This window comes from Nostoc sp. DSM 114159, assembly GCF_053470285.1.
On sequence record NZ_JBPFEH010000001.1, the window covers coordinates 4,918,179 to 4,934,843 of the forward strand.

14 protein-coding genes are annotated in these 16,665 nt (G+C 42.8%); 3 read left to right on the forward strand and 11 right to left on the reverse strand.

Annotated features, from left to right (window positions below):
* Nucleotide 1: 1 nt before the first annotated feature.
* Together ACR5KR_RS20305 and ACR5KR_RS20310 are read right to left on the reverse strand one after the other, a co-directional pair.
* Nucleotides 2–844, reverse strand: coding sequence for an alpha/beta fold hydrolase (locus tag ACR5KR_RS20305; RefSeq protein WP_445630759.1), 843 nt, complete (start codon nt 842–844; stop codon nt 2–4).
* 203 nt (nt 845–1,047) lie between these two features.
* Complete coding sequence (locus ACR5KR_RS20310; protein WP_335004540.1) at nt 1,048–1,542, reverse strand: NUDIX hydrolase; 495 nt, start codon at nt 1,540–1,542, stop codon at nt 1,048–1,050.
* A gap of 843 nt (nt 1,543–2,385) precedes the next feature.
* Here ACR5KR_RS20310 and ACR5KR_RS20315 point away from each other — a divergent pair.
* Complete coding sequence (locus ACR5KR_RS20315) at nt 2,386–2,550, forward strand: hypothetical protein (protein ID WP_167407613.1); 165 nt, start codon at nt 2,386–2,388, stop codon at nt 2,548–2,550.
* Between the two features lie 243 nt (nt 2,551–2,793).
* Here ACR5KR_RS20315 and argH read toward each other — a convergent pair whose 3' ends face one another.
* From argH to trmD, 6 genes are all read right to left on the reverse strand, one after another.
* Nucleotides 2,794–4,179, reverse strand: coding sequence for an argininosuccinate lyase (gene argH, locus ACR5KR_RS20320; protein ID WP_448267784.1), 1,386 nt, complete (start codon nt 4,177–4,179; stop codon nt 2,794–2,796).
* An 82-nt stretch (nt 4,180–4,261) separates the two neighbouring features.
* On the reverse strand, nt 4,262–4,468 hold the full coding sequence (locus tag ACR5KR_RS20325) for a hypothetical protein (RefSeq protein ID WP_094348493.1): 207 nt from the start codon (nt 4,466–4,468) through the stop codon (nt 4,262–4,264).
* A gap of 343 nt (nt 4,469–4,811) precedes the next feature.
* Complete coding sequence (gene larB, locus ACR5KR_RS20330; RefSeq protein WP_448267786.1) at nt 4,812–5,600, reverse strand: nickel pincer cofactor biosynthesis protein LarB; 789 nt, start codon at nt 5,598–5,600, stop codon at nt 4,812–4,814.
* 108 nt (nt 5,601–5,708) lie between these two features.
* Nucleotides 5,709–7,490, reverse strand: a complete 1,782-nt coding sequence (locus ACR5KR_RS20335) for an ABC transporter substrate-binding protein (RefSeq protein WP_448267787.1) — start codon at nt 7,488–7,490, stop codon at nt 5,709–5,711.
* Nucleotides 7,491–7,552: 62 nt separating this feature from the next.
* Nucleotides 7,553–8,038, reverse strand: coding sequence for a 2-C-methyl-D-erythritol 2,4-cyclodiphosphate synthase (ispF, locus tag ACR5KR_RS20340; protein WP_445632060.1), 486 nt, complete (start codon nt 8,036–8,038; stop codon nt 7,553–7,555).
* Nucleotides 8,039–8,239: 201 nt separating this feature from the next.
* Nucleotides 8,240–8,953 (reverse strand): tRNA (guanosine(37)-N1)-methyltransferase TrmD, encoded by a 714-nt coding sequence (gene trmD / locus ACR5KR_RS20345; RefSeq protein WP_448267788.1) that lies wholly within the window; start codon nt 8,951–8,953, stop codon nt 8,240–8,242.
* 654 nt (nt 8,954–9,607) lie between these two features.
* Between trmD and ACR5KR_RS20350 the strand changes: the two genes are divergently transcribed.
* Both ACR5KR_RS20350 and cphA read left to right on the forward strand, forming a co-directional pair.
* The gene (locus ACR5KR_RS20350; RefSeq protein ID WP_322739152.1) at nt 9,608–10,471 is read left to right on the forward strand and encodes a cyanophycinase; all 864 of its coding nucleotides are present in this window, start codon (nt 9,608–9,610) and stop codon (nt 10,469–10,471) included.
* A gap of 174 nt (nt 10,472–10,645) precedes the next feature.
* On the forward strand, nt 10,646–13,351 hold the full coding sequence (cphA, locus tag ACR5KR_RS20355) for a cyanophycin synthetase (RefSeq protein WP_448267789.1): 2,706 nt from the start codon (nt 10,646–10,648) through the stop codon (nt 13,349–13,351).
* Between the two features lie 48 nt (nt 13,352–13,399).
* Here cphA and tatA read toward each other — a convergent pair whose 3' ends face one another.
* From tatA to ACR5KR_RS20370, 3 genes are all read right to left on the reverse strand, one after another.
* Complete coding sequence (gene tatA, locus ACR5KR_RS20360) at nt 13,400–13,573, reverse strand: twin-arginine translocase TatA/TatE family subunit (RefSeq protein WP_094348761.1); 174 nt, start codon at nt 13,571–13,573, stop codon at nt 13,400–13,402.
* 170 nt (nt 13,574–13,743) lie between these two features.
* The gene (locus ACR5KR_RS20365) at nt 13,744–15,138 is read right to left on the reverse strand and encodes a serine/threonine protein kinase (RefSeq protein WP_448267790.1); all 1,395 of its coding nucleotides are present in this window, start codon (nt 15,136–15,138) and stop codon (nt 13,744–13,746) included.
* A gap of 50 nt (nt 15,139–15,188) precedes the next feature.
* Entirely contained in the window at nt 15,189–16,580 is a 1,392-nt protein-coding gene (locus ACR5KR_RS20370; protein ID WP_448267792.1) for a serine/threonine protein kinase, read from the reverse strand.
* Nucleotides 16,581–16,665: the final 85 nt, after the last annotated feature.

A 16,665-nucleotide genomic window follows, 5' to 3' on the forward strand; every position in this document is an offset into this window, starting at 1 on the left:
GCTAGTTTAATTCATTGAAATTATGACTTTTTAAAATACCTTGAATAAACTCCCGAATTTCGCTTGCCACAACCTCAGCACAAGCTTCTGGCAAGTCATTTCCGGCATGGGCAATCATTTTCAACTCGACTTTCGGTATCAGTTGAGCATAAACACGGCTTCTGGCTAAAGCATCTGGTGTATCTTGCCCACCTTGTAAAATCAAAGCTGGGACATCGATCATATAAAGCTGCTTTTGCAGTAATTCCGCCTCAATTTCTACTTGTCGCCGTTTGAAAAGTAACTGGCAACCTATAGGATACGGCAATAGCGATTGACGCAACTGCAAGTCTTGTGCAATTTTTTCATGCCAACCCAGGATTTTAGTCAAGGGAGTTAGCGATCGCAAAAATTTAACTATTAGTGGTGGATAATTCAATAATCGCCGCATCTTCTGGCAATACTCTTCTTGCCCTGCTATCTCTACGCCCTCTGGTGCTAGCAGTACCACACCATCAACTTTCTCTGGATACTTTAAAGCATAGCTAGCAGCAATCCAACCCCCAAGAGAATGCCCCACTAAATATACTTTTTCTAGCTTCACAGCTTGCAAAAATTCAGCTAAACACTCAACTTGTAAATCTATCGAATGATGGATATTAGGATTTTCTGATTCACCAAATCCTAATAAATCGAGTGCAAAACAATGAAAATCTTGTGCAAGAGATTCCATCACAGATAACCATTGACTGCTCTCATTCCAAGCACCATGTAAAAAAATTATAGGAGTTTTTTCACCGACTTCACGCCAGAATAATAGCCCTTGAGAGAGCTTTCTCCGGGAGTTACGGAATAGTGTATCCATTTTATTTAGTAGTTAACTTTTAGCATCATAATAAATAGTGATTAGTCATTAGTCATTAGTCATTAGTTAAATTACAAACACAAAGGTGTGGTGCGATTCGTTTAGCGTCTCCTTGGGGAAGCCTCTCGTAGAGAAGAAAGGATTCCTTAAATATAACTTTGGTGGCAAATAACCAATGACAAATGACAAATGACAAAATATTATTAAGCCAGTGTTGTCAAGCCATTCAAGTAGTCTTGCAACTGCCGAGTATGGTCGTGAGACATCTTTCCTGAAGGTAGTAAACTGGGAGAGAAAGCTTGGATTTCCATAACTTCTAAAGTGTCTTGAATCTCCATTGTCCCATGCACCTCGGCTTCAACCACAATACAAATTGAATGAATTCTGGGATCGCGGTCTGGTGCAGAGTAAACTCCTACTAAACGGTTAATTTTCACCAATTCTAGCCCGGTTTCCTCCATTAATTCCCGGCGCACTGTATTGGGAATATCTTCTCCCCAATCTACAATCCCTCCAGGCAATGACCAAAGACCATTGTCGCGCCGTCGGATCAGTACAATCCGACCATCGGGTAAAATTGGGATGATACTAGTGCCAGTAATGGGATGACGAAATATTATACCCAATACTGTTTGTCCAAGACGCCATAAGCTACGTGTGGACTCTACAGCTGCCGGAAAAAAAGCAATAACGTTCAATCTTCAAAGTTTTGTGTTGTATTCTATAGTTCCCTACCACTTACATAAGCTCAACTAATAAAAATTTTATTGAGTTTTGTTTTATACAAAAATGTTTGTGGATTGAGATTTTATTCTCACGATTTACGTAGAATATTATCAATTCTAACATCAAGTTTAATGAGAAGCACTGTATTTATATATACATGATATTTCTTGAAGCAGGTAAATTTGCAGTTTATAGCTATAGCAATCCTATTTGAGTTGTGAAAATTAACGAACCGCTTTCTCTACGATAGGCTTTTGCCAACTCAAAGCGTCTCGTAGAGAAGACGCCAAGAGCGCCAAGAAAAGAAAGAGAAGTTTTCACAATTGATTTAGGACTGCTATAGCATTAGTATTGCTGAAACAAAAAAATAATATAAATAATAAGTCAAAATTCCAAATTCGGAATTCTGAATTTATAATAGGCACTTAAGTAGGATTTAAAACCTACAATTAATTAAAGACCACTAAATCAAAAATTATACTCTATGCTTAAACTTACCTATGCTTCTTGAGTTTTTATAACCCACTCCTGAATTATTTTTTGATAATATTGGTTAGTTTCAAAAACAACAACTAATGAGCTAATTTACAATCAGTTGACAGATTGAAATCTCAGAAAAGATATTTTTCATCTTACTGGCGAGGATAATTCAGAATTTTATTGACAAACTTAGATATAATGCGATAGACTAGTACACTGTTTAAAGCGTATTCATTGCTGCACTAGGCTAAAATTATATCAATAACATTGGTAGCTAATATTGCCTACGTGATGCCTAGTTGCTACTTTTTTGTTGTTTATTAATAGAGGTGAACATGGCCAAGCGCCGTAACCCGAAAAAAGAAAAGGCGCTACGTAACCAGGCGTATGCCAGAAAGTTTCGTAAACGGACTACGACAGGAAGAATGCAGAGAAGGTTCCAACAAAGACCACCAAAGAGTGAGGAAGAAGAAGGCGCAGCAGCAGCTGACACTGAATAAGTTGCCTGCCTAAATCCTTATTGTTTGGGTTATTTACCTTTTAGGGCGCACATTTATTTGTACGCCCTTATTTATTTTTGTGCATTGGGCATTGGGCATGGGGCACTGGGCATTGGGCATTGGGCATGGAAAAGAGACAAAGGAGAGACTTGTTCAATAATTCTCCCTTGCTCCCCTGCTCCCCTGCTTTCCAGTCCCCATTACCCCTTATCCCCAGAGGAGACCTCACCTTCCCCAATGCCTCTATTGAGCAATTTGAGCACGGGCGGCTGTGAGTGCTTTGTTTACCTGTGCAAAACCAGTGCCACCGTAACTGTTACGCGCAGCAACAACTTGACGGGGGGAAATAGCCTCATAAATATCTGCTGCAAATGCTGGGTGTAGTTGTTGCCACTCTTCCAATTTCAAATCTTTTAGGAGTTTGCCTGCGGCAATACTAGTTTTTACCACCTTACCCACAAGGTTATAAGCTTCCCGAAAAGGAACGCCCCGTGCTGCCAAATAATCTGCTACATCGGTGGCATTAGAAAAATCCTCCGCCACAGCTGATGCTAACCGCTGGGTACGAAATTCTAAGCCTTCCCTGAGCAAAATCGTCATTGCTTCTAGAGAGGCTTTGACTGTGTTAACGCTATCAAATAAACCTTCTTTATCTTCTTGTAAGTCTTTGTTATATGCCAGAGGTAGCCCCTTCATAATCACTAACATCGCCTGGAGATGACCGAATACACGTCCTGTTTTCCCCCGCACCAATTCTGGGACATCGGGGTTTTTCTTTTGGGGCATGATGCTGGAACCCGTAGCACAGCTATCTTTGAGGGTGACAAAGCGAAATTCTTCAGATGACCAAAGAATGACTTCTTCTGCAAGGCGGCTGAGGTGAACCATAATCAAGCTAGCAGCACACAAAAATTCGATCGCAAAATCGCGATCGCTCACTCCATCGAGGCTATTAGCATAAATATCGTCAAAATTCAAGAGTTTGGCTGTGTAGTGGCGGTCAATGGGGAAAGTTGTTCCCGCTAAAGCACCACATCCCAAAGGTGAAATATTCACGCGGCGAGAAACATCTCCTAAACGTTCCCAGTCACGTTGGGCCATTTGAAAGTATGCCAAGAGGTGATGAGCTAAACTCACGGGTTGGGCACGTTGGAGGTGGGTATAACCAGGAATCAGGGTTTCAACGTGCTTTTCGGCTATATCCAGCAAAACACCTTGAAATTCTCGCAATTCGCTTTTGATTTGTTGGATTTGGTCGCGGAGGTAGAGTCTGGTATCAGTACCAACTTGGTCATTACGCGATCGCGCTGTATGCACCTTCTTACCTACATCGCCAACAATTTCTGTCAGTCGGCGTTCAACTGCAAAATGTACATCTTCAGCATCGATACCAGGCTGAAATTTTCCCTGGCGGTACTCTTGGCGAATTTGTTCTAAACCGGCAACCAGTTGCTCTCCTTCTTCTGGGGAGATAATGCCCGTGTGAGCAAGCATTTTGGCATGAGCTTGAGAACCAGTGAGGTCATATTCGATTAATTCAATATCAAAACTTATACTGGCATTAAAACGAGCGATCGCTGGATGTAACGCTGATTCAAACCGCTGGCTCCAAGTTTCTTCTTTGGTCATAAATATGAGGGAAGTGGGCATCAATTTTGGATTTTAGATTAATCATCAATCTAAAATCCAAAATCTAAAATCTAAAATTACTTTAACCGTAGCTAGTTAGATTCCGAATCATATAGCCAATGACTAAACCAATCAACAATGCCCAGACTTGACCTGTTTGTATAAAGTGGCTCCAAGCTTTTTGCATCTGACCCATAACGTTTGGATCGGTGATTGTTTGTGCTAATGCTGTCAAATTTACAGGCAAATGCCAAAGTAACTGAGATGTCAAATCGCTGTAATTGCTCATCTTTGGTGATTAAGAAGTTAGGGGTGGCAAATTTCAGCATCAGTTTATTATTTACCAAGAAGGGGAAAAGGGGAAAGGGAAAGGGGGAAAGGGCAGGAATAAAGAACTTTTCCCCACAAGGTACAAAGCCCCTATTTTTAAATAGGTTGAACAAAAAAGAAGATTTTGAGACACGTAGTGCGTTGCCCTTGGCTTCTCTTAGAGAGAAAAATCAGCGTCTTTATTTAAAACCCCTGCTTTGAAGTATGGGGTTCCCTTTCCCCTTTCACCTTTCCCCTTTCCCCTTCTTCATATTAATTACTGATATTTACTGAAATATTGGATGTAACTTCAATGTCTTAACTCAAGATGCAGCCGATGCCAACCGCAATTTCTCGGCAGTCCGCAAAATCTGTCCCGCCAACACTGCTGCACCAAAACCATTATCGATATTTACTACGCCTACTCCCGCAGCACAAGAGTTAAGCATTGTCAATAGTGGTGCTAAACCACCAAAACTTGCGCCATAACCAATGCTGGTGGGTACGGCAATCACCGGACAACTCGCTAAACCCGCAACAACGCTAGGTAAAGCGCCTTCCATCCCCGCCACGACAATCAACACTGATGCTGACTCAATCAGGTGGCGGTTACTTAATAAGCGGTGAATCCCAGCAACACCAACATCCCAGAGGCGCTGTACCTTAAAACCAGAAAGTTCAGCAGTGACAGCCGCTTCTTCAGCAACGGGTAAATCGGCGGTACCAGCAGAAAGAATGCCAATTTCACCCTGAAATTGTGGTTCGATGGTAGGGGGAGCGATCGCACAAATTCGCGCCGATTCATAATATCGCAAACCGTTAACTTTTGATTGCAGTGTGGTATAAACTGCTGGTTCAATGCGGGTTGCCATGACTACAGGATTACGGAGGCGCATCACCTCGATAATTTGAGCAATTTGATCGGGAGTTTTACCAGGGCCCCAAATCACCTCTGGGAAACCAGTTCTGAGTTGGCGATGGTGATCAATTTTGGCAAATTCACCTACAGATTCATAAGTTAAGTCTTTGAGTGAGTCTAATGCCGTATCTGGCGTAACTTTACCATTGGCAACCGATTCTAGGAGCGATCGCAAAGTTTTGTCATTTGTCATTGGTCATTTGTCCTTTGTTACTTATCAGTTGTCAGTTGTCAGTTGTCAGTTGTCAGTTGTTAGATACCACTAATTACTAACTAATGACTATTGACTAATGACTAATGACTAATCTGTTACTTTAATTTGTTCAATATTCCAGAATGCGCCACCCAGAGCAGAGAATTTAATTCCTTCAAAACGATTACGCACCGCTGACATTGAATAAGGATTAACCAGGTAAATAAAAGGTAAATTTTCCTGAGTAATCCGCTGTGTTTCGGCATAAATCGCTTTCACTTTAGCTTCGTCCAATTCTCTTGCAGCTTGAATGTAAAGATTCCCTATTTCTGCTTCCCAAGGAGCAATCTCCCAACCCTGAATAGGTTTTTGTCCTGCTTGGGGTTTCTGATTAAACATGTGCAATCCGCCTTCAGGTGCCCAGACATTAGCACCGTCATTCGGTTCTAATCCACCAGTCAAACCCATCAAAGAAGCTTCCCAATCTAACGAGTTAGAAGTTTTATCAGTAAAAGTATTCCATGCCAATGGAGTGAAATCAACTTGAATACCGATTTTGCTCAAGTCTTGTTTAATCTGCGATCCCATTGCCTCACGGATTTTATTTCCAGCATTGGTAAGCAAAGAGAAACGGACACGATTTCCGCGATCGTCTACTAACTGATTGTTGTTGTACTTAAATCCTGCTTTTAGCAGTAATTCCTTCGCTTTTTGCTGATTATAATCGTAAACTTTTAACCCTTCTTTCGGGGAAAGATAATAAGGGCTTTGTACAGAAATCGGTGAATCTTGTGGCACGCCTAAGCCGCGAAAAGTGTTATTAATCATCGTTTGGCGGTCAATTGCATAAGCTATAGCTTGCCGAAATTCTACATTATTGAACCACCGAGATTTAACTGGATCTACTAGTGGTTTTCCGTCCCTTTTACCTTTATTGAGATTGAACCAAACAAACGATGTACTCGATGTTGGCCCACCATTATAAATTGTGAAATTACCCTGCTTTTCTTGCACTTTTAGCAAAGAAAAATAATCTGGCGATACTCCTACAGTATCTAACCCGCCAGAACGAAATTGCAGCAAGGAGGTATCTGTTGATTCTACAATTTGCCAAATTACTCGTTCAATATAAGGCTGGGAATTACCTTGAGCATCCTTGCGCCAGTAGTAGGGATTGCGCCGGAAGACCACACGCTGGCTCGTGTCATAGCGCTCTATTTTGTAAGGGCCGTTGACAATAATTTCGTTCGGAGGAGTATCAACACCCCATTTTGTCAGAAAAATCGGACTCCCATTTTGGTCTTTGGTTTTTACCGATTGTTGCAATATGTGTGCGGGCAAAATTGGCGAACCTGTACTTAGTAGAAAAGGTCTAAAGGGTTCCGGTACGATAAACTCAACCCGACGTTCATCCACTTTTCGCACAGTAGGTAGCTTCCTACTCTCACCAATTCTCAAACCATCTCTCACATCAGTAGGAATTGCTTCGTTTAAGTAAATATCATTGTAGGTAAACACTACATCATCTACTGTTAGTGGCTGACCATCAGACCATTTCAAGCTTTCGCGTAGAGTAAAAACAATCTTTAATTTATCATCAGAAATTTGCCAGGATTCAGCTAATGCTGGTTCGATTTTTGCAGTGATTGGATTTTGGGTGATTAACCCCTCGTAAATTAGAGGAAAAACATTGGGAAACTCTTGACTCAAAGGGTAGTTAAAAGTTTTAGGATCGCTGAGAATACTACTGACCAATTGTGGTACTTGAGCCGCAGGGCTTTTGAAATTAGCTGGGTTGCAGGCAGTAACTGTAAGTGTTATGGCTGAAGTAAAAATTATTGGCAACCATAAATGTTTAATTGCCAAAAATATTTTTCTAAAAAAGTTCATAATTACTAATCTATTTCCATCCTAATCAGTCTTGAATATCTTTATTAAAGGCTAAAAGAAAGTTATTCTGAAGCACCTAGCAAGACGACAGCATAAGCACATATACCTTCTTCACGTCCAACAGGGCCTAATTTTTCGTTAGTAGTAGCTTTAATGCCAATTTGATTTGGTTCTAATTCTAAAACTGCCGCTAGTTTGTCGCGCATGTTGTGAATATGTGGTTTTAATTTTGGACGTTCTGCTACTACCACCGAGTCAATATTTCCGATTTGCCAACCTCGATCGCGAATCAATTGATGTACTTGAGTTAATAGTACTAAACTATTTGCTCCCGCCCATTGGGGATCGCTAGGCGGAAAATAATAACCAATATCCCCCAAGGATAATGCCCCAAGCATGGCATCCATAATCGCGTGCGTTAACACATCAGCATCACTGTGTCCCAATAAACCCAGTTCATGAGGAATTTGAATTCCACCTAAAATCAAAGGGCGATCGCTCACTAGTTGATGAATATCGTAGCCATTACCAATACGAATTTTAGTCATTTGTTCAGTTGTGATTTGTGATTTGTGATTTGTCATTTGTCATTGGGCATTGGGAGTGCTGAGTGCTGTTAGCGGAAGCGGGGCGTTTAGCCCGTGCTGAGTTAGGAGTTAGGAGTTTTGTTTATCTGCTTGTCCCCTTGTCCCCTTGTCTCCTCACTCCCTCACTCTCTCACTCCCCTGCTCCTCTGCTTCCCTACTCCTCTACTCCCTTGCTTCCCTGCCCCCCTGCTCCCCTTCCTGCAATTTCTCTAGGAGATCGGGGCGACGATCGCGGGTTCTTTGAATTTGTTGTTCGTAACGCCATCGAGCGATCGCGGCGTGATTTCCACTGAGCAAGACATCTGGCACTTTCAAACCGCGAAAATTCGCAGGACGAGTATATTGGGGATAATCCAATAACCCCTCTTCAAAACTTTCTGCTGTCAGGGACTCCGTTTTGGCCACAGTCCCTGGTATTAGCCGCACTACACCATTAATTAAGGCCATAGCTGGAATTTCTCCACCGGTCAGAATAAAATCGCCTAAAGATACTTCACGAGTTACCAAATGCAGCACTCTCTCATCCACTCCTTCGTAATGCCCGCAAATAACTACTAACTGGTCATAATTTGTCGCCAATTCTTTCAAAAGAGGTTGATTAATTGTTTGACCCTGTGGACTCATCAAAATTACTTCTCTTCGGGGTAGAATCGGCAGCGACTCCACAGCGGTAAAAATAGGTTCTGGCTTCATTAGCATCCCAACGCCGCCGCCGTAGGGTTCATCGTCTACCTTTCGGTGTTTATCAGTGGTAAAGTCCCGTGGATTAATCAGATGCACTTCGGCAATCTGTTTGGCTAAGGCTTTACCTAGCAGCCCAGAATTGAGAACAGAGTTAAAACAGTCAGGAAAAAGCGTAACTATATCAAAGCGCACAGTTATTCGTATTCGAGGACACTAATCTAAAGAGTGAATGTCTAGCAAACACCAGCAAGCCAAGGTCGGGTTCAACTCCAGTTAAACTTTATCAATAGTATCTAAAACTACCAGACCTCCTGGATTTTAGATGGGATCAAAAGTTTTTCTAATTACTTAATTTATGTTTAAATGTTGTCACAACTACATTTAAATTAATAATCATATCAAGTTAACAACTTCCAGGATGCATCGAGCCAGCCTCAGAAAAAAGCGTAGTCTTAACTGCTTTTCCCCAACTCTAAAGGGGGAATCTAGCTACTCAAAGACTATTTTGCCCTGCTGCAAGTGGACAGGTGAAAAACAAGGCGCTTGCCAGAGAGGAATGGGAACAAACACGTTTAGACTGAGGCAATGCGAGCGTGAAGCGAGAATTTGGAGAGTGGCTTTCCCCAGTTCCAAACTTCCAAAAAGTGTCCTCTCAAAAGTTGCAAAGCGCAAAAATTATCAGCAACTGAACCTTGTTGAATTCACACGCCATTCGCCACAAGCCGGGGAACCATGCACGGCAGTCGTTCATGGGGGAAACCCCCTCTGAGCGACTGCCTCTCCTGACGGAGACGCTATGCGAACACCAAGGCGATGGCTCCTGAAGTTGTTGACAGGAGAACCAAAATGCCGCAATTACAAGCTAAATCGCTAGAAATGAGGACACCCCAAGCAACTAAAACCGCCGTTCTGGTTATCGGAGGTGCAGAAGATAAAGTTCATGGGCGCGAAATCCTACGAACTTTTTTTGGACGCGCCGGTGCTAGTAAGGCTTATATTACAATTATTCCATCTGCCTCTCGCGAACCTGCCATCATCGGTGGTCGGTATATTCGCATTTTTGAAGAAATGGGTGCCCAGAAGGTAGAGATTTTAGACATCCGCGAACGAGAACAGTGTGAAGCCTCCCAGATCAAAGCATCCTTAGAAGCCTGTAGTGGGGTATTTTTGACAGGAGGAGACCAGCTACGTCTTTGTGGTGTATTGGCAGATACGCCAGCGATGGAAATTATTCGTCAGCGGGTGAGGGCGGGGCAACTGACGTTAGCAGGCACCAGTGCAGGAGCGGCGGTGATGGGGCATCACATGATTGCTGGCGGCGGGAGTGGAGAGACGCCCAATCGTTCCCTAGTGGATATGGCAACGGGTTTGGGATTTATTCCCGAAGTAATCGTTGACCAACACTTTCACAACCGGAATCGGATGGGGCGACTGATTAGTGCGATCTCAGCTCATCCTGATCGCTTAGGTATTGGCATTGACGAAGATACTTGTGCAGTGTTTGAACGTGATGGTTGGCTACAAGTTATGGGCAAAGGCAGTGTCACCATTGTCGATCCCACCGAACTGACCCATACTAACGAACCCCATGTCGGTGCTAATGAACCTTTAACCGTACATAATTTACGTCTCCATATCCTCAGCTTAGGCGATCGCTTCCACTTGTACCAGCGGACTGTATTGCCTGCTGTACACCGAATCTCCAGCTGACGGGATAGAGTATCTGAGGTTACACTGAGTTGACCGCACATTTATTATTTCTTACCGTAGAAAAATGATAAGAATACCATGTAAAAAGAAAAAACTGTTTTTAGTGAACAGTTTAGCGGTCAATTCCAGTAAGAAACTAGAATTTTGGTTCCGAATCTCCATCTACCTATTCCCATGAGAATCCTCAAGATCCAGACATTACGCGGCCCAAACTATTGGAGCATTCGACGCCACAAACTGATCGTCATGCGCCTCGATTTAGAAAACCTTGGCGAGACGCCCTCGAATGAAATCCCTGGCTTTTATGAAGGATTAGTTGAGGCGCTGCCAAGTCTGGAGGGCCACTATTGTTCGCCTGGCTGTCGTGGTGGTTTTCTGATGCGAGTCAAAGAAGGCACTATGATGGGCCACATAGTGGAACACGTAGCCTTAGAACTCCAAGAATTAGCTGGGATGCATGTCGGCTTTGGTCGCACCCGCGAAACTGCCACACCCGGAATTTACCAAGTAGTAATTGAGTACCTGAATGAGGAAGCGGGACGCTACGCTGGACGAGCCGCAGTACGGCTGTGCCAGAGTATCGTCGATCGAGGCCGTTATCCCATGGCAGAACTCGAGCAAGATATCCAAGACCTGAAAGATTTTTCCCGTGATGCTTCCTTGGGACCTTCTACGGAAGCGATCGTCAAAGAAGCAGAAAAAAGAGGTATTCCCTGGATGGCGCTGGAAGCCCGCTTTTTGATTCAGCTAGGCTATGGCGTGAACCAGAAGCGGATGCAGGCGACAATGACGGACAACACCAGCATTCTGGGCGTAGAACTAGCTTGCGATAAAGAAGCCACTAAACGTATCCTTGCTGCTGCTGGTGCGCCAGTACCCAGAGGTACAGTAATCAACTTCTTAGACGATTTAGAACAAGCCATTGAATTCGTTGGCGGCTATCCCATCGTCATCAAGCCCTTAGATGGCAATCACGGACGTGGGATCACCATTGATATCAGAAGTTGGGAAGAAGCAGAGGCTGCTTATGAAGCTGCTAGACAGGTTTCTCGGTCAATTATTGTCGAAAGATATTACGTTGGGCGCGACCACAGGGTACTGGTGGTAAATGGCAAAGTAGTAGCAGTAGCCGAACGTGTCCCAGCTCATGTCATTGGCAACGGCAGATCCACCATTGCCGAACTGATTGAAGAAACAAACCTCGATCCAAATCGCGGTGAAGGACATGATAACGTCCTGACCAAGATTGAACTAGACCGCACCAGCTACCAGCTGCTAGAAAGGCAAGGTTACACCTTGAATAGCGTGCCACCCAAGGGCACTATTTGTTATCTCAGGGCAACAGCCAACTTGAGTACAGGTGGTAGTGCCGTCGATCGTACCGATGAAATTCACCCAGAAAATCTGTGGTTGGCACAACGAGTAGTCAAGATAATCGGTTTGGATATCGCCGGACTCGATATCGTCACCACAGATATTAGCCGTCCTCTGCGGGAAGTGGATGGCGTGATTGTCGAAGTTAACGCTGCTCCCGGTTTTCGGATGCACGTTGCCCCAAGCGTAGGTATTCCCCGCAATGTCGCTGGTGCAGTGATAGATATGCTGTTTCCTAACGAGCAATCTAGCCAAATTCCCATCCTCAGCATCACGGGTACTAATGGCAAAACCACCACTACTCGACTACTAGCACATATTTATAAACAGACTGGTAAAGTAGTAGGTTATACTACTACCGACGGAACATATATCGGTGATTACTTAGTAGAAGCTGGCGATAATACAGGTCCTCAAAGTGCCTATGTCATCCTCCAAGATCCTACGGTAGAAGTAGCAGTACTAGAAACGGCTCGCGGTGGCATTCTCCGCTCTGGATTGGGCTTTGAAGCCGCAAATGTAGGGGTAGTATTGAATGTAGCGGCCGACCACTTAGGAATAGGCGATATAGATACCATTGAGCAGTTAGCTAACCTCAAAAGTGTAGTGGCAGAAGCTGTATTCCCTGATGGCTATGCGGTACTCAATGCCGACGATCGCCGCGTCGCCGCTATGTCAGAAAAAACTAAAGCTAATATTGCTTACTTCACCATGAACCCCGATTCGGAATTAGTGCGGAAGCATATCCAAAAGGGTGGAGTAGCAGCAGTATATGAAAATGGCTATTTGTCAATTGTTAAAGGTGATTGGACACACCGCATAGAAAGAGCAGAAAATATACCTTTAACAATGGGCGGACGTGCGCCGTTTATGATTGCCAACGCTTTAGCAGCAAGTTTGGCAGCGTTTGTGCAAAACGTCACAATTGAGCAGATTCGTGCTGGTTTGAAGACCTTCCGAGCTTCAGTTAGCCAAACACCAGGACGAATGAATCTATTTAATTTGGGCAACTACCATGCTTTAGTAGACTATGCCCACAACGCAGCCAGTTACGAAGCGGTAGGTTCCTTTGTGCGGAACTGGACTACAGGACAACGAATTGGCGTAATTGGTGGACCAGGCGATCGCCGCGACGAAGATTTTGTTACTTTGGGTAAATTAGCAGCGCAAATTTTTGATTACATCATTATCAAAGAAGACGATGATACACGCGGACGCCTACGGGGTTCAGCCGCCCAGTTGATTATTCAAGGCATCACAGAAGTTAAGCCTGATAGCCGCTATGAATCAATTCTGGATGAAACCCAAGCAATCAATAAAGGCTTAGATATGGCTCCTGATAACAGCCTAGTGGTCATTTTGCCAGAAAGTGTTAGTAGGGCTATTAAGTTAATTAAGCTGCGTGGTTTAGCCAAGGAAGAGACACACCAACAAAATCCCGGCACAACTGTTATCGATTCCCAAAATGGAATCATACCTTCTTCTGTTGTTAATACCTTGCTGTAGTCAGGAATCAGGAGGAAGCAGGGCGCTGGCTTCTCCTGACTCCTTTAATTACTGTTTTTCTTCTTCCTGATTGGTTTCTTCGCTAGGAGTTTTCATTTCCTCCTTAAAACCTCGTAGGGTTTTGCCCAGTGCAGTCCCCAGTTCGGGAATTTTTTTTGGGCCGAAAATTAGAATAGCGACTATGCTAATTACAGCTATTTCTGGCCATCCCAGTCCAAACATATAAATTTCCTCTAAGGCATCTGTAATTAAATATAGACATTGATGGCTCAAATCCGATAAGTTCGCCACTGATAAGTGCTCGACCCTTTTGTAAAAACAGGGTATAAGGGCGATCGCTCCAACAGACAACTGATATCGAATTGATATCAATTCGTCAATAATCAGCGCAACTAACTTCCCATTGGATTAGTAATTGGCAAACCTAACCACTCACTTAATTCATGAGCTAACCATTCAAGTTCTGCTTCAGATTTAATACCGCCATCGTTCGCACCAACCTGATATTTTTGTCCTCCTGACCAAATATATAGTGCTGGAACGGCAATTCTATTACTTAGATAGTCTTTAGGAAAGTATTTTGGAATGTAAATCAGCTTATTGATACTTTGTCTCGATGACGGACGCGGCCAATAAAATTTCCAAATAAAAAATTCCCAGGTTAAGGTAATTTGTTCTGAATTCAGGCGTAAACAGGTGCGTCCAAACAACTTAAAGAGAAGAACGTCATATATCAACCAACAGCCAAGACCCAAAAAGAGAAGAAAAAACAAGGCTAACCACTTAGAAGAAAACAAGAGTGAGCAAATTATCCAAAAAAGCCAGAATGAATTGTAGGCGATCGCCAATAAACCCATGAATATTGTTGATAGATTAAAACCAGCTGGTGGAACGATAATTTCTAGAGAATCCTGATTTTTGGTTAATTGAATCTTACTGCCATCTGGTTTGCCAACAACCAAAGTAGGTAAATTTATTGACTGTGGTTTCTCTAAGGCTGCGATTGCAGCAGCAGCAGAATTCAAACGCTTTTCTAAACTGGGTTCAACCATCCACTTTAACCAATTGCTAAAGCTGGGGCTAAGATTAGCCGCTACCTCAAACTGAATGCGAAAATCTTTTTGGGGTAAATCAGCTGGGTGTGTACCTGTCACTAAATAAATTAAAGTTGCACCTAAACTATAAAGGTCAGAAGCGGGAACGGTACGCCCGCCAAATTGCTCCTGTGGCATATAGCCATAGGTTCCTACCACAGTCCTAGTCCCAGTTTCTGTGGCCAGGACAGTTTGCACCGAACCAAAATCAATCAGATAAACTTCACCGACACTATTACCAGAGCGATCGCCCAATAAAATATTGCTAGGCTTAATATCACGATGGATTACAGGCGGATGCAACCCATGTAAATAAATCAGAATTTCTAAAAGTGCTTTGGCTATCTGTTTGATTTCAGCTTCGGTAAAAGTCCGCCCACTTTGTAAGTATTGCTCTAAAGTTTGTGCTGGAATATAAGTTTGTACTAAGGCAAATCCTTTGATGGTTGGTGAATTTACCTCAAAATAGTCTAAATAGCGAGGTATACAGGGATGTGCTAGGTTTTTTAAAATTTTGGCTTCCCGCTCAAACAGCTTGAAATCGTCCCATTCAGAGTCACTACCAAAAGAGAGTAACTTGATGACGACTAATTCCTGAGTTTTTAAGTCACGAGCTAGCAAAGTTCTACGCCCAGCTTTTTTACCTAATAGCTGCTGAACTTCGTAGCGATCGCTGAATATTTGACCAATCATAATCAGCACTGCAATCTAGCTAATTATATTTAAAACTATTACATAAAATACTACTTGGTAATATCCATACGTAACCAATCACTTAATTCTTGAGCTAGCCATTCCAGTTCCGCTTCCGATTTAATTGCACCATCACTACCACCAAGTTGATATTTTTTTACTCCTACCCAAATATCCAATTGTGCGGGGACGGCAATTCTCGTGCCTTCAGAATCTTTAGTAAAATGTTTGGGAATATAAACTAACTTATTAATACTTTGTCTTGGCGATGCACGATGACGAGAAAATTTTCCAGAAAACAACTCCCAGCTTAGGGAAATTTGTTTGGAATTCAGGCGTAAGCAGATGCGTCCAAAAAAATGAAAGAAAAATTTATACACCATCATCAAGCCAGCACCCCAAAATGGAAGTGAAAACATCGCAAAGGGGATGTTGACAGGAAAAGGTGCTGAAAGTGCGCCAATTGTCCAAAAGAGAATAAATGAATTCCAGACGATCGCAAACAAACCTGTAAATATTATTGATGAATCAAAACCAGATGGTGGAACGATAATTTCTAGAGAATCCCCATTTTTGGTTAGTTGAATATTACTCCCATCTGGTTTGCCAACAACCAAAGTCGGCAAGTTTATTGGTTGTGGTTTCTCTAAAGCTGCGATCGCTTGGTCAGCAGAACTCAAACGCCGTTCTAAATTAGGCTCAATCATCCACTTTAACCAATTGCTAAAGCTGGGACTGAGATTAGCTAGTTGTTCAAACTGAATGCGAAAATCTTTTTGGGGTAAATCGGCTGGGTGAGTACCTGTCACCAAGTAAATTAAAGTTGCGCCTAAATTATAAAGGTCTGATGCTGCAACAGTGCGTCCGCCAAATTGCTCTGGTGGCATATAGCCATAGGTTCCCACCACAGTTCTTGTCCCGGTTTCGCTGGCCAAGACTGTTTGCACTGAGCCAAAATCTACCAAATAAACTTGACCGACACTATTTCCAGAACGCTCCCCCAATAAAATATTGCTAGGCTTAATATCACGATGAATTATAGGCGGATGTAGTTCATGTAGGTAAACAAGAATCTCTAAAAGTGCTTTGGCTATCTGTTTGACTTCAGCTTCGGTAAAAATCCGCCCAGTCTGTAAACATTGCTCTAAGGTTTGTGCAGGAATATAAGTTTGGACTAGAGCAAATCCTTTGATGGTTGGTAAATTTACCTCAAAATAGTTTAAATAGCCAGGAATTGAGGGATGTGCTAGGTTTTTTAAAGTTTCAGCTTCTCGCTCAAACAACTTGAGTGAATCCCACTCAAAGTCACTACTAAAAGAGAGTAATTTAATGACAACTAATTTTTGAGTTTGCAAATCACGAGCTAATAGCGTCCGTCGCCCTGCTTTTTTTCCTAATAGCTGCTGAACTTCGTAGCGATCGCCTAATATTTCACCAATCATTATGTTTTCTTATAATGCTACCGTTGAAAAGTTGTATAACTGATAGCTTTTCAATTTGGCAAATCGATATCTTTAGTATAATTGC

Coding starts and splice junctions, on each gene's coding strand:
- ACR5KR_RS20305 (WP_445630759.1), bottom strand. CDS start 844: ATGGATACACTATTCCGTAACTCCCGGAGAAAGCTCTCTCAAGGGCTA.
- ACR5KR_RS20335 (WP_448267787.1), bottom strand. CDS start 7,490: ATGAACTTTTTTAGAAAAATATTTTTGGCAATTAAACATTTATGGTTG.
- ACR5KR_RS20370 (WP_448267792.1), bottom strand. CDS start 16,580: ATGATTGGTGAAATATTAGGCGATCGCTACGAAGTTCAGCAGCTATTA.
- larB (WP_448267786.1), bottom strand. CDS start 5,600: ATGACAAATGACAAAACTTTGCGATCGCTCCTAGAATCGGTTGCCAAT.
- argH (WP_448267784.1), bottom strand. CDS start 4,179: ATGACCAAAGAAGAAACTTGGAGCCAGCGGTTTGAATCAGCGTTACAT.
- cphA (WP_448267789.1), top strand. CDS start 10,646: ATGAGAATCCTCAAGATCCAGACATTACGCGGCCCAAACTATTGGAGC.
- ACR5KR_RS20365 (WP_448267790.1), bottom strand. CDS start 15,138: ATGATTGGTCAAATATTCAGCGATCGCTACGAAGTTCAGCAGCTATTA.
- ACR5KR_RS20325 (WP_094348493.1), bottom strand. CDS start 4,468: ATGAGCAATTACAGCGATTTGACATCTCAGTTACTTTGGCATTTGCCT.
- ACR5KR_RS20350 (WP_322739152.1), top strand. CDS start 9,608: ATGCCGCAATTACAAGCTAAATCGCTAGAAATGAGGACACCCCAAGCA.
- ispF (WP_445632060.1), bottom strand. CDS start 8,038: ATGACTAAAATTCGTATTGGTAATGGCTACGATATTCATCAACTAGTG.
- tatA (WP_094348761.1), bottom strand. CDS start 13,573: ATGTTTGGACTGGGATGGCCAGAAATAGCTGTAATTAGCATAGTCGCT.
- ACR5KR_RS20315 (WP_167407613.1), top strand. CDS start 2,386: ATGGCCAAGCGCCGTAACCCGAAAAAAGAAAAGGCGCTACGTAACCAG.